Genomic DNA, 17,591 nt, shown 5'->3' with positions numbered 1-17,591 from the left:
TAAGACAGTGGCATGCGCAACGTGCCTGACAGGAGTCCCCCAATCCATGACTATTTCCACCGACGCAGCAACGCGCCTGTGCGAGACCGTGAGGATGCTTAGGCACCTTGCCATCCATCTGCCCGGTCCCATTTGCCTGAGCTTTCTCGCTCAGGCAAATGAGCCGCCCATCGACCAGGCCTCCCCCAGCGTGAGAGCCACGGAACGGGCGGTGAGCGCCACCTTTGCACGCATCGGCGTCAAAGCCGTGCAGTACTTGCACGATGGCGAGGCGCAGCTGTCTTCCTTCGAGATGTTTATCAGCAAGAAAATCTGCCAGGCGCTGGATTTCTCCTATGACCACTTCGACGAGTTCGAAAGCGTCAGGGAATTCGGGCGCCTGGTCAGACACTTCGATTTCAGTGGTTCGGTGCCCGAGGTCGAGACCGTGCACCTGATCACCCGCGACAACGTTGCGTTGTCGGTGCATGCCAGCACCGATCAGAACCGCCCGGCTATCGTCCTGGCATTGCCCTGCGGCATGCCGTTCGACCTGTGTCGCGACTGGTTCAATGCCCTGAGCGAGCGATTCTTCGTGGTCACCTGGGAAACCCGGGGGCTGTTCGGTTCCTGCACCTCGTTCGACCAACTCTCCGTGGACACCGATGCCCAGGTCGGCGACCTGATCAACGTGATGAACCACTACGAGCTGCCCAATGCGCACTTGATGGGGATTTGCGGCGGCGCGGTGATCGCGTTGAGCGCGGCCGCCATCCACCCTGAGCGGGTGAACTCCCTGAGCCTGTGGCACGGCGACTACAACCTGGGCGACAACAGCCTGCGCACCGCCCATCAGCAGAATTTCGAATGGCTGATGGAATCGGCCGCCGTCGACCGCAACGAAGCCAGCGACTTGCAAGCGTTGTTCCTGGACCAGGCGACACTGGCGACCATCCCGGATTCGATCGCCCATGCGGCGCTCTACCCCTACGTCAACGAAGAACTGTTCTACCGTTATGCGCGGCTTAACGATGCATTGAACAAGACCGAGCTGCAGTCACGGCTGGAACAGATCAGCGTGCCGACCCTGGTGGTCGCCGGCGACGCCGACGAAACCACCCACATCGGCGGCTCCCAGCGCATTGCCGAGTCCATCAGCGATGCACTGCTGCACGTGGAGAGCAACGGCAGCCACCTGGCGTTCTTCGAATCGACCCACCGTTCGAAACAGACCGCCTTCCGCTTCCTTGAATCGACCCTGGAGTCGGTGGCTGTCTGAGCTGCAAGACAGGGGCCTGTCCTGATGCAAGCTTTGCTCCCACAGGTTTTGCACCGCTAACTGGCATCAGGCTCTGCCCGCCTTTGGACTCATGGCCTGAGCACGGTGCCAACCATTGAGGTCGGCGCTCGGTGGTCGGACATGCATTGTGCTCAAGGCGTGCTGACCAGGCTCCGACTCTTGCCATCTCTCGCAGGCATTGAAAAGCCCCGATACCGCACGGTACCGAGGCCAGGCGCCTGCACCGACAGGCGCTATTTTTTCAGCGAGTCATACGCCTCCAGGGTGCGTAACGAATAGATGTAGGCAGCGCCCGCGTTGAGCGAGACTGCGGTTGCCAACGTAGCCGCCACCTCTTCGCGGCTCGCTCCAGCCTTGATCGCCGCGTCCGCGTGAACGGCGATGCATCCGTCACAACGGGTGGTGACTGCGACGGCAATCGAAATCAACTCTCGGGTTTTCGCATCCAGTACCTCGTTTTCCGCGGAGGCCTCGCCAAGGGCCATGTAAGCCTTGACCATTTTAGGGTTGCTCCTTCCGAGCGCACCGAAAGCCTTCTGAATGGTGGGTAGCAGTTCGGACCAGTTATTGAACATCGCATGACTCCTGAGCAAGTTGGTGTACTGTTTCGACAGGCTCAGTTTCCCTCCAGGGCGTGATTCGGTTTTGTCCGATCCGCTCAGATTTTTATGCGAAGCACTCAAATGAATTCGATCGATAAACTCATTAGCTTGGCCAACGTGCGGGGCAGCGTGGATCTGCGGTGTCAGTTCCAAGGCGACTGGGCACTCGATCACCAGCAGGAAGCCTTGGGGAAAGCGCCCTATCACATTGTCCTGGCGGGAGAATGCCGGGTCGAACTTCCAGACGGCCAGCGCCTGCCAATGCGAGCGGGAGACATCCTGCTCCTGCCCCGTGGGGCACCGCACCTGCTGCATGGCATCGGCAAAACGGCCAAGCCGGGTACCCCGCGGCTGGTTCCCGGTGGAACTCTGCCGCTTTACCGCATCGGCCGCGGGAGCACGGACCTGGACATGCTTTGCGGGACCTTCCACTACAATCGCGCTTCCCTGTTGTTCAGCGCCCTCCCCGAACACCTCGTGATACCCAGTGCAGCTCTCCCTGCAAGCGCACCCTTGCCGGCACTGGTCGACATGTTGCGAGGTGAAGCCGATAACGAGCAGGTCGGCGCACACTTTTTACTCGATGCCTTGTCCCAGGCGCTGTTCACCTTGATCCTGCGCGCTCACCTCGCAAGCCACGGCCAACACACCGGCACCCTGGCCCTGTTGGCCGATAAGCGCCTGGGCCGAGCCTGGCAGTCGATGCTGGCGGAGCCGGGCCATGAATGGACAGTGGACGCGCTGGCCGAGATTGCGAGCATGTCCCGTGCAACATTCATGCGGGCTTTCGTGCGGGTCGCCGGCGTTTCGCCTTGGGTCTTGTTGACGCAGGTTCGAATGGAACTGGCTTTCAGCCTGCTGAGCCATTCGCACCTGGGATTGACTGACATTGCCTCCCAGGTGGGGTATCAATCCCAGGCGGCTTTCAGCAAGAAGTTCAAGGAGGTATATGGTAAGGCGCCGGGGCGGGTGCGGCGTGGGATGTAATTGATCGCCTGGGTACAACGCTACATTAATAATGCGCAGGAGCAGCAATGACGGAACAGTCAAAAGGAATCGGGCTAGTCGACGACCTCGACTCGCCTGAGGCACTGGGTTTTACCGCCTGGGCTCGTGTATGGACGGAGCTTGGGGTCAGATGCGCGTCGCAAGAGACGCACGAAAAACTCATTCGGCACTACGACGAGCCACACCGCGCATACCACAACCGCCAGCACCTGGCTGAGTGCCTCCGGGTGCGTCGACTCCTCAACGCGGCCTGCCAGGCCCCCGCCGAAATCGACCTCGCGCTGTGGTTCCACGACGCGATCTACGACCCCCTGCGCAGCGACAACGAACTGCGCAGCGCCCAATGGCTGGATGAGGTGGCAAGTGATAGCGGCCTGGGCGACGAAACGCGCCGCAGGCTTTACGACCTGGTCATGGTGACCCGACACGACAGCGCCCCGCAGTCGCTAGACGAGGCGGTGTTGGTGGACACGGATCTGGCGATCCTTGGTGCATCGTTCGAGCGGTTCGAGGAGTATGACCAACAAATCCGCCGCGAGTACCTGCACGTGCCGATGTCTATATATCGCCGAAAGCGACGCCAGATCCTGGAGGGCTTTCTAGCGCGCGGCCGCATTTACACAACCGCACCCTATTTCGACGCGTTCGAACAGCAGGCACGTGTAAATCTTACACGCGCCATCGATCGTCTCGATTGAGACCGGATCGGCGCAGCGGCATCGTTGCCGACTTCCATGTGCATCGGTTGCACACCGCCCCCGGTAAGAACAGCCCGTTGCAGTGGGCAGACTTGAAAACTACCACGGCACCGGTTTGTTCCACTGTCAGCACAACCGCTTCTGGTAATAGAACCGGGCATGCCCCGGCGGATAATTCACAAGGCGTCCAAATTCGGAATAACCCAGTTTTTGATAGAACTCCGGCGCCTGAAAGCTGAAAGTCTCCAGCCAGATGCCGACGCAATGCTTTTCCTTTGCCACGTCTTCTGCCATGCGCATCAGTCGTTCGCCGATACCCTGACCGCGCATCGACTCGGGAACACTGACAAGATCGATGAGCAGCCACCGATAAGAAATCTTTCCATACAGCCCCCCAATGACTTCATCGCTACCCGGGGCTCGTAGCAACAGGGCGAAGGTTTCGTGGGCATCGTCCCCACCATTGGCCAGGTTATGGGCCAGCAGCGGGTTCAATATTCCCAACCGCTCTGATTCGGTCACATTTTCTGAAAGTTGAATTTGCAAGGACATGCGCTCTCCCTGAGCGATAAGCAAGCGGGTCAGTAAGGTAGCTCATTTCTGCCGGACAGAAGGCTCGGGCTATCTGATCATTCTCAAAAAAACCACAAACAGCTCACAGAATTTTCATCCGCTCTGGCCAACCCTGTAATGGCTGGCAAAGAGCCAGCTCTCGAAAGGCGTTACGTGGTTAGCCACACCGGAGCCAAACATGAATCTCAGATCGCTCAATATCGCACGCAGAGCTGCATTCTGCTTCGGTGTCATCACTTTGCTTTTGATCGGGCTGGGAGCCTTCTCCTACGTTCAAGTCGGCGAGTTGCGTTCCGCAGAACAAAACATAGAAGAAAAATCACTGCCTAGCATCCAAGTGGTCGATGACATCCAGATTGCGCTTCTGCACGCACGCCTCGAGAGCATCAGGATGCTGGGCAGCACCGATCCTTCAGTCAAAAGCGCGTCGCAAGCCAAAGTACGGAAAGCCATGGAGACCCTGCAGTCTCGCAGCGAATACTATCGGCAGAATCTGATTACAAGCGATAAGGACCGCGCGCAGCTCGATGACGCTTAAGCCGCGATGAACACCTACATCGATGGATTGAAGCAAGTCATCGCAATGGACGCTTCCGACCATGACAAGGCCGCTGCCTTCGCCAACTCCGAACAGGCCAACCGCGCCACTGCCTATCAGGAAAAACTCACGCTCATGCGCGAGCTGAACGCAAAAGAGACGGAGCAGTCAGGCGCCATTGCAACGGCAGTGTATGACCATAGCGTCAACGTCCTGATGATTGTTGTAGTCGTTGCGCTGATCCTCACGGTCTTCCTCGCTATCGCCTTGACCCGCAGCATCGTCGATCCGATCAACACCTCGCTGAAGCTGGCTGAAGACATTGCCGAAGGCGATCTGACCCGGCAGCTTGAGGTTACCGGGAAAGACGAAGCCTCCCGCCTGATGCAGGCGCTCAACATCATGTCGCAGAAACTGCGGCGAACGGTTCTGGAGATTTCCGGTGCGTCTACGCAACTGAGCACTGCCGCCGTCGAAATGACGTCCATCACTGAAAGCGCCGACCGGACATTGCAGCAACAGAACAGCGAAATCGAGCAAGCCGCCACTGCAGTCAACGAGATGAGCGCGGCCGTTGAGGAAGTGGCTCGCAACGCTACGTCTACCTCCCAGGCAGCCCAACAGTCGAGCCTGTCGGCAGACCTGGGCAATGAACGTGTCACTGAAACCCTGGCAGCCATGCGTAACCTGACGAGCCTGGTGGAAGGTTCATCCGCACAAGTGCTGGCGCTGGCGGGCCAAGCCCAGGACATCAGCAAAGTGTTGGGCGTCATCAGGGGCATTGCCGAGCAGACCAATCTCCTGGCATTGAATGCCGCCATCGAGGCGGCTCGGGCAGGCGAGCAAGGTCGAGGCTTTGTAGTGGTTGCCGACGAAGTGCGCGCCTTGGCGCACCGTACGCAAACCTCCACCCAGGAAATCGAACAGATGATCGCGGCGATCCAGGCGGGCTCTTCTGCCACGGTGGAATCAATGCACAAAAGCACCCAGGAGGTGCATAGCACCCGGAAAACCGCAGAAGGCGCCGGGCAGTCCTTGCAACAAATCACCCATGCCGTACTGGAGATAAACGAACGCAACCTGCAGATCGCAACAGCATCCGAGCAACAGGCGCATGTGGCACGCGATGTGGATCGAAGCCTGGTCAGCATTCGCGACTTGGCGGTGCAGAGCAGCGAGGGAACCCGTCAAACGCTGATTGCCAGCAACGAGCTGTCGCAACTTGCGGTGAACCTGAACAATCTGGTGCTGCGGTTCAGGACGTAACGGCCCTGCTGTCTTTTCTGAAAGCCCCTGATGCCAGGACGAGACTCTCCCTCTCAAGGGAGAGCCCACCCGCGATGACGTCGGTTCAGCCGACGATGAGGTCGGCTGCCCCACATCCTCTACGAACAGGCTGCCCCCGCCCCACCAGGTACACCTCACGCCGCCATGTGCTTCTCGCGATAGAACTCAAGATAAAGCACGGTGCGATGAGCCCGGGAAGCGTTGACGGCGAAGTGGTCGAGGGAGCCGTCGAAGATCACCAGGTTGCCGTTGGTGCTCTGGTTGAAGCTGCCATTGACGTTGAGATAGGCGTAGTTCTGGGTGGTCGGGGCATCAATGGTCAGTTGCATGTGCAACAGGCCTTCTTCCCAAGTGCCGGTATGCGAATGGGTGCCGAGGAAAACGTTGGGCTCCATGCGCAGCAACGCGCAGAGCTTGATCCCGGGGATCTTGCTCAGCAGGTCGATGGTCCCGGGCATGGCGGCGCGGGCATAGGGGATCGGGGTGTCATAGGCGACCAGGCCGTATTGGGTCCATTCCGGCATGACGTCCATGTCGTCACCCCAGCCCCAGAGCCAGCCATACTCACCGCCGGCCTCCATGTGCGCGGCCACTTCATCGACGATCTCGGTGATCGACTTGCCCACGCGGTTGATGGTCAGGGTCGGTGCATCGAGAGCCAGGAACTCCTCGCGGATTATTTCCCAGTTGTCGGCAAGGTTCTTGAGGTGCGGAAAACGGCTGGAATCATAAAACGACGGGCGCATAGGAGCTCCTTTTGTTGAGGGTTGTCGATTCCGATGGCGACGAGGGGCACAGCGGACCAGCCTGGGAAGGTTGACCCAGCGGGCCCGGCCTGTCTGTCACGGGAATCCGGTACAGCGTCACAGCGGGTCGACCTGCGGGCCGTCGACCATCCGTGCCATGGCCATCGGCGTGGGCGCCTCGTCCAGGCGACGCATCGGTCCGTAGAGCAGGACGCTCAGCGGCAGCAGCGCGAACAACGCCCCGGCGACCACAAATAGCATCCCCACCCCACGCCCCGGGCCTGTCCCCAGCCACCGTCCGATCGAATCGGCGTACAGGCCGCCGGGCATCAACGCCGGCTGGAACCAATGGTCGACCAGGAAGCCGCCGACGATGACGGCCAGGCTGGTGGCGGCAATGGTCAGCATGCTGATCAAGGCAAACACACTGGCGCGGCTGCCGGCGGGGATCCTGCGCATCCACAGTGCGTTCACGCTGGCATCGGCGATGCTCGCCATGGTGATCGCGACGAAGGCCAGGGCGCAGTAGGCCACGGCCTGCGAAACCATCCCCAGGGCAACGACACACCCCGCCAGCAACAGGTCGGCCACCGCCACCATCGCCATCAACCGGCGCGGATTGCCCATGGAAATCAACAGCCCCGCACCGGCCAGGCCGCCCAGGGCCGCCCAGGTATAGGCCATGCCCAGTACCTGGCTGCCCAGGGTCGACAACAGCAACGGCGTCATCATCAGCGTCGCCAGGGCCAACAGCGCGCTGCGCATCATGGTGTACACCAGCAGCCCGGCCATCAGGCGCTCGGCGACGAAGAACTTCAGCGCCGCGGCGACATTGCCCAGGGCGCCGCCGAACACCGTACCCTTGGCTATCGCGTCGTGGTGGGCCGCCAGCGGCCGCACATGGGAAAACGCCTTGATCACCAACAGGGTGCCGGAGCAGAACGTCACCAGATCCACGGCCAGGATCGTCACCAGCCCGGCCTTCGCCATGATCGCCCCCGCCAAAAGAGGCGCCACCAAGGCCGAAGCGTTCTTGCTGATGCTGATCAATCCCGAGGCGCGGGTGAATTTATCCGGGGCGACAATCGTGCTGACGGCCGCCTGGTACGCCGGCTTGCGGAAGGCGCTGACAATCGACGCCAGGCAATTGAAGATGTACAGGTGCAACGGCTCCAGCCGCTCGAACCAGAGCAACGCCATGACGCCCAGCAACAGCACCGCAAGGCTGACATCGCAACAGACAATGATGACCCGGTGACTGATACGGTCCGCCAACCCTCCCGCCAGCGGCAGGAACAGCACCGCCGGCAAGGTGGCCGCCAGCACCACGTTGGCGAACGCCACCGCCGAGCCGGTGTGGGTGTACACCCACACGCCGAGGGCGAACTCCATCAGCGCCGTGCCGATGACCGCCAGAGACTCGCCGCACCAGAGGAAATAGAAACCCCGCCCCAGATCGAAGCCCCGGCGGTCGCCCACCAGGCTCATGTGCGCACATCGCGGGACGTGGCCACATCGACCAGCTTGCTCATCAGTCGATAGACCATGGAATACGCCACCGCGCCGAGCACTAGCGGCGCATAGCGGGAAAACAGATAGGTGCGCAACACCCGTCTGGCGATGGGCGAGCTGATGTTGCCGCTGACATGCAGAGGCGTCGGGAACGTGGCCGCGACCGTGGCGCCGAATGCATCGTCCATCGACTGGACCGCATGCCACCAGTAGACCGGGATGTACAACGCATCCCCCGGCTCCACCACCGTGCGCAGGGCACGCAGGTCCAGCGTTCCGGGGAAACGCCCGGTATCGATGTCGTACAGGTAGCCCGCTTCTTCGATCACCGGTCGCAACGCCCGCCAACTCTTCTCGTCCGGCGGCAGCAGCAGGACCTCCTTGGCCCCCACCACCTGGGCCATGAACGTCTCGTCGGTGACATGGAAGTGCCAATCGGTGTAGGAGTTGCGATACAGGAAACTGCGATGGGGAGGATAGGCCCGGGTCTTGCCTAACTGAGGCATGAACGGCAGGCCACCGACGTCCTCCTTCAACCGCTCGATGGCCGAACCTTCGGAGAAACGGCAACTGTCGGCCACTAGCGGCGAGTCGCCCTCCCCCAGGCTGTCGAGAAACTCATGGAACGGCATGTCCCGGTAGACCGTGTTCGCATACTCGGTCAGCTCCGCCTTGACCTTGGGATTGGACCAGCCGATGACCTCCGAGACGATCTGCGAGCGGACCACCACGTTACTGTTGTGGGAGTGAGCCTTGAGGTAGTCCAGGCGATTCCACTTGTGGAAGGCCGGCCAGTGCCGCACGGCATTCTTGATCAGGCAAGGCCGGTTGCGATTGACGTAGCGGCGGGTGAAATCCTCTTTGGAAATCGCCAGCGCATCGATCACTTCGACCGCCCCTGCCTGCGGGTGGTTGGGAAAACGGGACAGGCTCCAGAACTTGGAAACCGGACGTTCCGATTCGGCGGTCAGTGGCATGTTCAACCCTCGCAAACTCACTCAGGGTCGTTGGTATAACAGACTCGCGCGACCACGCCCAAGCGCCGCAAAGCCGCGTTTCCCGTCGTTGTCCCTGCTTCCCATGACAGACATCGGGAAACGGATCCTCTAATTTTTTCCCACCTTGTGAAGGGACATCAGGCGTGACCGCACGGCAGGACGGCCCATCGACAGCCGCACCACAGCCCCCAACGCCCCCTCGCATCAGGCGCCTGCCTACGGCCCCGATGTCCCTATACACGACCATTTGCATCCGCCGATTGGCAGTCGCCCAGGCCTTCATGCACCGCCATTCGAACGGAGACAAACCTCAATTGATTCTGCCTGCAGGTGCTCCGAAATGGATTCGTCGACCGAAATGCTGCCCACGCAAGACTGCGCCACCCACGAATTGGCCTCCGTCCAGCAGGGCATCTGGCTCGACCAGATCGCGCACCCGGACCTGCCCTACTACAACATCGGCATGTCTCTGGAGATCAAGGGTGAAATCGACATTCCGCTGTTCGAGAAAGCCATCGAGCTGGTCGCCAACAACCACGACGCCCTGCGGCTGAGCTTCAGCCATGAAGGCGGCATCGGCCGCCAGCGGGTCTTGCCCAAGGTCAAGGTCAAGCTGGAGGTGGTGGAGTTCACCGAGGCCGAAGCCGATGCCGGCCTGGCGATGGAATACCTGCGCAACGCCTTCCGCCAGCCGTTCCCGGAACTGACCGGCCAACTCTGGGAAGCGCGCATGGTGCGTTGTGGCCCGAACCGTCACTACTGGCTCAACCGTTACCACCACCTGGTCACCGACGGTATCGGCGTGGCGCTGATCGGCCATGCCGTGGGTGCGGCATACAATGGTTTGCTGGCCGGCAACGACGAAGTCGCCCAAGGACATTCCTACCTGTCGTTCCTGGAGGACGACCGCGCCTATCTGCAATCATCACGCTACGAGCGCGACCGCGAGTTCTGGCAGGAAACCTACGCGCAGTTGCCGCCGTCGCTGCTGCAACGCCGGGCCGACTTCAAGACCGGCCAGGCCAATGAACTGGCCCCCAGCGCGCAAGTCCAGGCGATGCTGCCGCGGGCGCTGTACAACGCCCTGACGGAGTTCGCCAGCGAGCGCAGCCTGTCGGTGGCCCACGTGCTGATCAGCGTGGTCGCCACCTATTTCTGCCGTACCGTGGGCGTCGATGAGATGGTCATCGGCATGCCCGTGCACAACCGCACCAACGCTCGCACCAAGGAAACCGCGGGGATGTTTTCCTCGGTGAGCCCGATTCGCTTGCCCGTCGACCTCGACGCCTCGCTGCTGGACCTGATGCACGCCGCCGGCGGCCAGCTGCGCCGCTGCTACCGCCACCAGCGCTTCCCGATTGCCGAGCTCAACCGCATCCTGCGCCTCGCGCAAACCGGGCGTCGGCAGCTGTTCGACGTTTCGCTGTCATTCGAAAGCCTGGACGGTGACGACCAGTTCGGCGGCACCTCCTCCACCGTCATCACCATGGACAACGGCTACGAACAGACGCCCATGGCAATCTTCGTGCGTGACTATCACCCGTTCGAAGACGTGCATCTGGATTTCAACTTCAACACCGCCTACTACAGCGTGGAAGAAGCCCGGCTGCTGCAACAGCGCATCGTCTCGATGCTCGAAGCGGTGCTTGAGCAGCATGACACGCCGGTGGGCGACTATCCGCTGATGAGCGCGGCCGAACGCCAGCGCCTGCAAGTCGAGTTCAATGCCACCGCCCGCGAATATCCGCGGGATGTGTTGATCCACACCCTGTTCGAACAGCAGGTCGAGCAACGCCCTCATCACTGCGCCGTGCGCGGCGACAGCGGACCATTGCTCAGCTATGAACAACTCAACCGCCAGGCCAACCAGCTCGCCCATCGCCTGATCGAACTCGGCGTGAAGCCGGATGCCAGAGTGGCCGTGTGCCTCAAGCGCAGCCCGGAAATGGTCGTCGCCCTGCTGGCCGTGCTCAAGGCCGGCGGCGCCTATGTGCCCATCGACCCGGACCTGCCGAGTGCGCGCCAGGCCTATATGCTCGAAGACAGTGCCCCCCGTGCTGTACTGAGCAGCCACGCCTTGCTGAACCAGTTGCCGCCATTGAATATCCCGGCGCTGGCGCTCGATGACGAGGACGCCCTGAGCGCCCTTCCCACACACAATCCGGATTCCCAGGCGCTTGGCCTGACGCCGCGGCACCTGGCCTACGTGCTCTATACCTCGGGCTCCACCGGTACCCCGAAAGGGGTGATGAACGAACACCTGGGCGTGGTCAATCGCTTGCTGTGGGCCCGGGACGAGTATGGCGTCGACGCCAGCGACCGGATCCTGCAAAAGACCCCGTTCGGTTTCGACGTGTCGGTCTGGGAATTCTTCCTGCCCTTGCTGGCCGGTGCCGAGCTGGTCATGGCCCGTCCCGGCGGTCATCAGGAACCGGCTTACCTGGCCCAGGTGATGCGCGAGGCGAGCATCACCATGCTGCACTTCGTGCCGTCGATGCTCGACCTGTTCCTGGAGCACCCCGACAACCGCGACTTCCCCGAACTGCGTCGGGTGCTGTGCAGTGGCGAAGCCCTGCCCCGTGCCCTGCAGCGGCGTTTCGAACGGCAACTGGCAGGCGTTGAACTGCATAACCTGTACGGTCCGACCGAAGCGGCCATCGACGTAACCGCCTGGCACTGCCGCCCCAGCGATCCCGGCGAAAGCGTGCCCATCGGCAAGCCGATTGCCAACATCCAGATGCACGTGCTCGACGCCCGTGGCAAACCGCAACCGTTGGGTATCGCCGGAGAAATCCATATCGGCGGCATCGGCGTGGCGCGCGGTTACCTCAACCTGCCGCAACTCAGCGCCAAAAGCTTTATCGCCGACCCGTTCAGCGATGCCCCGAACGCGCGCCTGTACAAGACCGGTGACCTCGGTCGCTGGCTCGCCAACGGCGCGCTGGAGTACCTGGGCCGCAATGACTTCCAGGTGAAGATCCGCGGTTTGCGCATCGAGATCGGCGAAGTCGAAGCGGCCCTTGCCCTGTGCCCCGGCGTCCGCGAAGTGGTGGTCATCGCCCGGGAAGACATCCCCGGCCAACCCGAGAGCAAGCGCCTGGTGGCCTATGTCTGCGGTGAACCGGTGCCTGCCGAACAGCTGCGCAGCGCCCTGCTCAAACACCTTCCCGAATACATGGTACCCAGCGCCTTCGTACACCTGGACGCCCTGCCCCTGACCGCCAACGGCAAGCTCGACCGCCGCGCCCTGCCCGAGCCCGGTCAGGACGCCCTCGCCAGCAAGGTCTACGAGGCACCGCAAGGTGACACCGAAGTCGCCATCGCCGAGATCTGGAAAAACCTGCTGCACCTGGATCAGGTCGGCCGTCACGACGGTTTCCTCGAACTGGGCGGCCATTCCCTGCTCACCGTGCAATTGCAAGCCCGCCTGCACCAGGACCTCGGTGCCGAGATCGACCTGCGCACCCTGTTCGCCCAGACCTCCCTGAGCGAACTGGCCCGACACGTCGAACAGGCCGGCCAGTCCCGGCTCCAGGCGATTGCCGTGGTCTCCCGCGAGCAGCCGCTGCCGCTGTCCCTGGCCCAGCAGCGCTTGTGGTTCCTCGATCAACTGGACCATGCCGCCAGCGTCGCCTACCACATGCCCGCCGCCCTGCACCTGCGCGGCAGCCTGGACCGGGACGCCTTGCAACGGGCCCTGGACCGCATCGTCGCCCGCCACGAAAGCCTGCGCACCACCTTCGAGCGCCAGGACGGCGAAGTGCGCCAACGTTTCGCCTCGGCCGACATCGGCTTCGCCCTCGTCGAGCATGACCTGCAAACCCTGGACGCCGAGGCCCGGCAACAGGCCGTCGAACAGCTGTCCCAGGAAGAAGCCCGCGCGGCTTTCGACCTGAGCGCCGGCCCGCTGATTCGCGGACGCCTGCTGCGCCTGGCCGATGACGAGCACATCCTGCTGGTGACCCAGCACCACATCGTCTCCGACGGCTGGTCGGTGGCGGTGTTGATCGGTGAATTCAATGCGCTGTACGCCGCGTTCAGCCAGGACCGCGAAGATCCGCTGCCGCCCCTGGCCTTGCAATACGCCGACTACGCCGCCTGGCAACAGCAGCACCTGCAAGGCGAGCGCCTGCAAGCCCAGACGCAATTCTGGAAGGAACACCTCACCGGCGCTCCGGCGCTGCTGGAATTGCCGTCCGACCATCCACGGCCCCAGGTGCAAAGCTACCAGGGCGCCGCACTGGCGCTGCAACTGCCCGCTCCGTTGAGCGCGCGCCTGCGGCGTTTCAGCCAGCAGCGCGGCCTGACCCCGTTCATGACCCTGCTGGGGGCCTGGTCGATCCTGCTGTCGCGCCTGAGCAATCAGGCGGAAGTCGTGGTCGGCACGCCCGTCGCCAACCGTCCACGCCGTGAAACCGAAGCGTTGATCGGCTTCTTCGTCAACACCCTGGCCCTGCGCATCGACGTGCAGGCCGATAGCCCTGTGGAACAACTGCTCGAACGCATCAAGGCCACCACCCTCGACGCCTACGGCCATCAGGACCTGCCGTTCGAACAAGTGGTCGAAGCCCTGCAACCGGAGCGCAGCCTCGGCCACAGCCCGCTGTTCCAGGCCATGCTGGTGCTCGGCAACACGCCACAGGACCAGGCCCTGGAATTGCCAGGCTTGAGCCTGAGCCCACTGGCCCAGCCCACCGGCACCACCCAGTTCGACGTGAGTCTGTCCCTCAACGATGACGGCGAAATCATCAGCGGCCAGTTCGAGTACGCCACCGATCTGTTCGACGAAGCCACCATCGCCCGCTGGGGCCGGCACCTGCTGCACCTGCTCGATGGGATGCTCGACGACGCCACGCAGCCGGTAGCGACCCTGCCGTTGCTGGATAACCAACAACGCCGGCAACTGCTCGGCGGTTTCAACCAGACCCATGCGCCGTTTGCCGAAGGCATGCTGCTGCAGGAATGGTTCGAACAACACGTACAGAAGCGTCCCCAAGCCATCGCCGTACAGGCCGAAGGGGTCAGCCTCAGCTATGCCGAACTCAACACCCGCGCCAACCGCATCGCCCATCGCCTGATCGCCGCGGGCCTGCGCCCGGATGAACGGGTCGCCTTGCTGGTGGAACGCAGCCCGGAAATGATCGTCGGCATCCTGGCCATTCTCAAGGCCGGCGGCGCCTACGTGCCGCTGGACCCGAACTATCCGCAGGATCGCTTGCAGCACATGCTCGACGACAGCACCCCGCGGGTCCTGCTCACCCAGGGCTACCTGATCGAAACCATGGCCGAACAACTGCCGGCGCTGCACATGCCGCAGCTGTTGCTGGACGACTCGACTGATGGCGATGACAGCAATCCAAGGGTCGAAGGCCTGACCTCCCGGCACCTGGCCTACGTCATGTACACCTCCGGCTCCACCGGCAAGCCGAAAGGCGTAATGCTCGAACACCGCTCGGTGTGCAACCAGATCGGTGCCCTGCAGGAACGCTACGGCCTCAATCCCCAGGATCGCATCCTGCAATTCGCCACCATGACCTTCGACATGTCGGTGGAAGAGATCTTTGGTGCCTTGCTGTCCGGCGCCACCCTGGTGCTGCGCAGCGATGCCTGGATCGCCGGCACCGCAGCCTTCGCCGCGCTCTGTGAGCAGTACGCAATCAGCGTCGCCAACCTGCCGACCGTGTTCTGGCAACAGGTCGCCCGGGACGCCCATGTCACCCTGCCCGCTTGCCTGCGTCAGTTCATGATCGGTGGCGAAGCAGTGGGCAAGCAGGCCGTGAGCCTGTGGTTCGCCCGCGCCGGCCATCGCCCGGCGCTGTTCAACGCTTATGGTCCGACCGAAGCCACGGTCAACGCCTCGATCCGCCGTATGGAAAGCGACCACGACGATTTCCGCTCCATCGGCAAACCGCTGCGCAACACCCAACTGCACGTGCTCGATGCGCTCGGCGAGCTGGTCCCCATGGGGGTCGCCGGGGAGATTCATATCGGCGGCGTCGGTGTCGCTCGCGGTTATCTCAACCGCGAGGCACTGACCGCCGAGCGGTTCATCGCCGACCCGTTCAACACCGACCCGGACGCACGCCTGTACAAGACCGGCGACCTTGGCCGCTGGTGCGCCGACGGTACACTGCAGTACCTGGGACGCAACGACGATCAGGTGAAGATCCGCGGTTTCCGCGTGGAGCTGGGGGAGATCGAAGCCGTCCTCGCCGGGTGCGCCGGTGTCCGCGAAGCGGTGGTGGTTGCCCAGGAAAGCAAACCGGGGCAGTCCGACAGCAAGCGCCTGGTCGCCTACTTGTGTGGCGAGCCGGTGCCGGTGGAGCAATTGCGTGCCGCACTGTTGGCGGCGCTGCCCGAGTACATGGTGCCGAGCGCCTTCGTCCAGCTTGAAGCACTGCCGCTGACCCCCAACGGCAAACTCGATCGCCGGGCCCTGCCCGCACCGGGCCAGGAAGCGTTCGCCAGCCGCGCCTACGAGGCACCATGGGGCGAGATCGAACAGATCGTTGCCAACGTCTGGCAGGACTTGCTGGGCCTCGACAAGGTTGGCCGTCACGACCGTTTCTTCGAACTCGGCGGGCATTCGCTGCTGGCCGTGAGCCTGATCGACCGCTTGCGCCAGCACGGCTTGAGTGCCAGCGTACGCACGGTGTTCACTGCCCCCAGCGTGCGGGAAATGGCCCAGGCCCTGAGCCGCAGCCAGGACACACCGTTCCTCGCCCCGGCCAACCGGATTCCGGATGGCTGCACTGCGCTGACACCCGACATGCTGCCGCTGGTGGAACTGAGCGAGGCCGAGCTCGAACGCATCGTCGCCGCCGTTCCGGGCGGGGCCGCCAATATCCAGGACATCTACCCGCTGGCCCCGTTGCAGCAAGGGATTCTGTTCCATCACCTGCTGGGACACGAAGGCGATGCGTACCTGGTCCGCTCGCTGATCGAATTCGACAACCACGCACGTCTCGAGGCCTTTGTCGGTGCCTTGCAGCAGGTGATCGACCGCCACGACATCCTGCGCAGCGCCGTGCATTGGGTCGGCCAGCCGCAGCCGGTGCAGGTGGTGCAACGCCGGGCCACGCTGCCGCTGCAGCACATCGCCCTGGCCGCCGATGAAGACCCGCGCGCTCAACTGGAACGCCTGAGCGATCCCCGGCACCTGCGTCTGGACTTGCAGCAGGCGCCGCTGATGCGCGCCTGTATCGCCCGGGTCCCGCACTCCGAACGCTGCTTGCTGGCGCTGCTCGACCATCACATGATCAGCGACCATGTGTCCCTGGGCATCGTCCTCGAAGAAGTCCAGGCTCTGTTGCACAGCCAGGGCGACAACCTGCCGCCGCCGATGCCTTACCGGGAATTCGTCGCCCAGGTCCTCGCGACACCGCCCCAGGCCCATGAAACCTATTTCAGCCAGCGCCTGGGCACTGTCGACGAACCCACCGCGCCGTTCGATGTGCTGGATGTCCAAGGTGACGGCAGCCAGGTCGCCGAAACCAGCGTGCGTCTCGATCCCGTCCTGAGCCAGCGGATCCGCGCCCAATCGCGCACGGCCGGCGTCACGCCAGCCGTGTTGTTCCACATCGCCTGGGCCCAGGTACTCGCCCGCTGCACCGACCGCGACGACGTGGTGTTCGGCACCGTGGTCGCCGGCCGCCTGCAAGGCTCGGTGGGTGCCGACCGGGCGCTGGGGGTGTTCATCAATACCTTGCCGGTGCGGGTCCGACTGGCCGGGTTCGGGGTGGCCGCGCTGGTGGACGAAACCTACCGCGACCTCAGCGAACTGCTGAACCACGAACAGGCCTCCCTGGCCCTGGCCCAACGCTGCAGTGGCGTCGGCGCCGGCCTGCCGCTGTTCACCACGCTGCTCAACTACCGCCATCAAACCGACGGCGGTTCGCTGGCCAATGCCGATCAGGTCCTGGCCTGGGACGGTGTGCGCTTCCTGAGCAACGAAGCCCGCACCAACTATCCGATTGAAGTGGCCGTGGCGGATGAAGCCGATGATTTCTCCGTGACCGCCCAATCCATCACCGGCATCGATCCACAACGCATCGCCGCCTACCTGGGCCAGGCCGTGGCCGCGCTGGTGGACGCCCTGGAGCAGGCCCCTGACCGTCTCGCCAGCAGCCTCGACGTGCTGCCCGTCGGCGAACGCCAGTTGCTGCTCGAAGACTTCAACCACACCGCTCGCGATTTTGGCCCGGCGCAACCGATCCACCAACTGTTCGAAGCCCAGGTGCAGGCCAACCCCGACGCCGTGGCCCTGGTCTGCGAAGACCGCCAGTTGAGCTATCGCCAACTCAACCGCCGCGCCAACCACCTGGCCCGGCAACTGCTTGAACTGGGCGTG

11 protein-coding genes are annotated in these 17,591 nt (G+C 63.0%); 6 read left to right on the top strand and 5 right to left on the bottom strand.

The window, feature by feature from the left end; all coding sequences use genetic code 11:
* Positions 1 to 46 precede the first annotated feature (46 nt).
* A complete protein-coding gene (locus FBX99_RS25540; protein WP_144929920.1) occupies positions 47 to 1,258 on the top strand; it encodes an alpha/beta fold hydrolase in 1,212 nt (403 codons plus the stop codon).
* 254 nt (positions 1,259 to 1,512) lie between these two features.
* On the opposite strand, the gene FBX99_RS25535 is transcribed toward FBX99_RS25540, so the two are convergent.
* The gene (locus FBX99_RS25535) at positions 1,513 to 1,854 is read right to left on the bottom strand and encodes a carboxymuconolactone decarboxylase family protein (RefSeq protein ID WP_047701000.1); all 342 of its coding nucleotides are present in this window, start codon (positions 1,852 to 1,854) and stop codon (positions 1,513 to 1,515) included.
* A 108-nt stretch (positions 1,855 to 1,962) separates the two neighbouring features.
* On the opposite strand from FBX99_RS25535, the gene FBX99_RS25530 reads away from it, so the two are divergent.
* Together FBX99_RS25530 and FBX99_RS25525 are read left to right on the top strand one after the other, a co-directional pair.
* Positions 1,963 to 2,868: an AraC family transcriptional regulator gene (locus FBX99_RS25530; protein WP_144929919.1), complete on the top strand. Its 906-nt coding sequence runs from the start codon at positions 1,963 to 1,965 to the stop codon at positions 2,866 to 2,868.
* Positions 2,869 to 2,915: 47 nt separating this feature from the next.
* Positions 2,916 to 3,587: a hypothetical protein gene (locus FBX99_RS25525; protein ID WP_145133293.1), complete on the top strand. Its 672-nt coding sequence runs from the start codon at positions 2,916 to 2,918 to the stop codon at positions 3,585 to 3,587.
* A 126-nt stretch (positions 3,588 to 3,713) separates the two neighbouring features.
* Here FBX99_RS25525 and FBX99_RS25520 read toward each other — a convergent pair whose 3' ends face one another.
* A complete protein-coding gene (locus FBX99_RS25520; protein WP_144929917.1) occupies positions 3,714 to 4,139 on the bottom strand; it encodes an N-acetyltransferase in 426 nt (141 codons plus the stop codon).
* Positions 4,140 to 4,338: 199 nt separating this feature from the next.
* On the opposite strand from FBX99_RS25520, the gene FBX99_RS29700 reads away from it, so the two are divergent.
* Both FBX99_RS29700 and FBX99_RS25515 read left to right on the top strand, forming a co-directional pair.
* Positions 4,339 to 4,698, top strand: a complete 360-nt coding sequence (locus tag FBX99_RS29700; RefSeq protein WP_371921431.1) for an MCP four helix bundle domain-containing protein — start codon at positions 4,339 to 4,341, stop codon at positions 4,696 to 4,698.
* A gap of 6 nt (positions 4,699 to 4,704) precedes the next feature.
* Positions 4,705 to 5,964, top strand: a complete 1,260-nt coding sequence (locus tag FBX99_RS25515) for a methyl-accepting chemotaxis protein (RefSeq protein WP_371923896.1) — start codon at positions 4,705 to 4,707, stop codon at positions 5,962 to 5,964.
* Between the two features lie 155 nt (positions 5,965 to 6,119).
* On the opposite strand, the gene FBX99_RS25510 is transcribed toward FBX99_RS25515, so the two are convergent.
* From FBX99_RS25510 to FBX99_RS25500, 3 genes are all read right to left on the bottom strand, one after another.
* Positions 6,120 to 6,731 carry an aspartyl/asparaginyl beta-hydroxylase domain-containing protein gene (locus tag FBX99_RS25510; RefSeq protein WP_144929916.1) on the bottom strand — a complete coding sequence of 204 codons (612 nt, stop codon included), beginning with the start codon at positions 6,729 to 6,731 and terminating at the stop codon, positions 6,120 to 6,122.
* Positions 6,732 to 6,848: 117 nt separating this feature from the next.
* Positions 6,849 to 8,219, bottom strand: a complete 1,371-nt coding sequence (locus FBX99_RS25505; protein ID WP_144929915.1) for an MFS transporter — start codon at positions 8,217 to 8,219, stop codon at positions 6,849 to 6,851.
* A complete protein-coding gene (locus FBX99_RS25500) occupies positions 8,216 to 9,220 on the bottom strand; it encodes a cupin-like domain-containing protein (RefSeq protein ID WP_144929914.1) in 1,005 nt (334 codons plus the stop codon). Before FBX99_RS25500 ends, FBX99_RS25505 begins: the two co-directional genes overlap by 4 nt.
* Positions 9,221 to 9,581: 361 nt before the next feature.
* Between FBX99_RS25500 and FBX99_RS25495 the strand changes: the two genes are divergently transcribed.
* The coding region (locus FBX99_RS25495; protein WP_145133291.1) for an amino acid adenylation domain-containing protein at positions 9,582 to 17,591 on the top strand (8,010 nt) is incomplete at its 3' end.

Source organism: Pseudomonas sp. SJZ074 (assembly GCF_007828215.1).
Classification (GTDB): domain Bacteria; phylum Pseudomonadota; class Gammaproteobacteria; order Pseudomonadales; family Pseudomonadaceae; genus Aquipseudomonas.
Note: the sequence above shows the minus strand (reverse complement) of the source record. Positions and strands in the feature narration are given on the sequence as shown.

Bases quoted from the DNA above. Each gene is read 5' to 3' on its own strand.
- FBX99_RS25540 (WP_144929920.1), top strand. From the start codon at position 47: ATGACTATTTCCACCGACGCAGCAACGCGCCTGTGCGAGACCGTGAGG.
- FBX99_RS25535 (WP_047701000.1), bottom strand. From the start codon at position 1,854: ATGTTCAATAACTGGTCCGAACTGCTACCCACCATTCAGAAGGCTTTC.
- FBX99_RS25530 (WP_144929919.1), top strand. From the start codon at position 1,963: ATGAATTCGATCGATAAACTCATTAGCTTGGCCAACGTGCGGGGCAGC.
- FBX99_RS25525 (WP_145133293.1), top strand. From the start codon at position 2,916: ATGACGGAACAGTCAAAAGGAATCGGGCTAGTCGACGACCTCGACTCG.
- FBX99_RS25520 (WP_144929917.1), bottom strand. From the start codon at position 4,139: ATGTCCTTGCAAATTCAACTTTCAGAAAATGTGACCGAATCAGAGCGG.
- FBX99_RS29700 (WP_371921431.1), top strand. From the start codon at position 4,339: ATGAATCTCAGATCGCTCAATATCGCACGCAGAGCTGCATTCTGCTTC.
- FBX99_RS25515 (WP_371923896.1), top strand. From the start codon at position 4,705: ATGAACACCTACATCGATGGATTGAAGCAAGTCATCGCAATGGACGCT.
- FBX99_RS25510 (WP_144929916.1), bottom strand. From the start codon at position 6,731: ATGCGCCCGTCGTTTTATGATTCCAGCCGTTTTCCGCACCTCAAGAAC.
- FBX99_RS25505 (WP_144929915.1), bottom strand. From the start codon at position 8,219: ATGAGCCTGGTGGGCGACCGCCGGGGCTTCGATCTGGGGCGGGGTTTC.
- FBX99_RS25500 (WP_144929914.1), bottom strand. From the start codon at position 9,220: ATGCCACTGACCGCCGAATCGGAACGTCCGGTTTCCAAGTTCTGGAGC.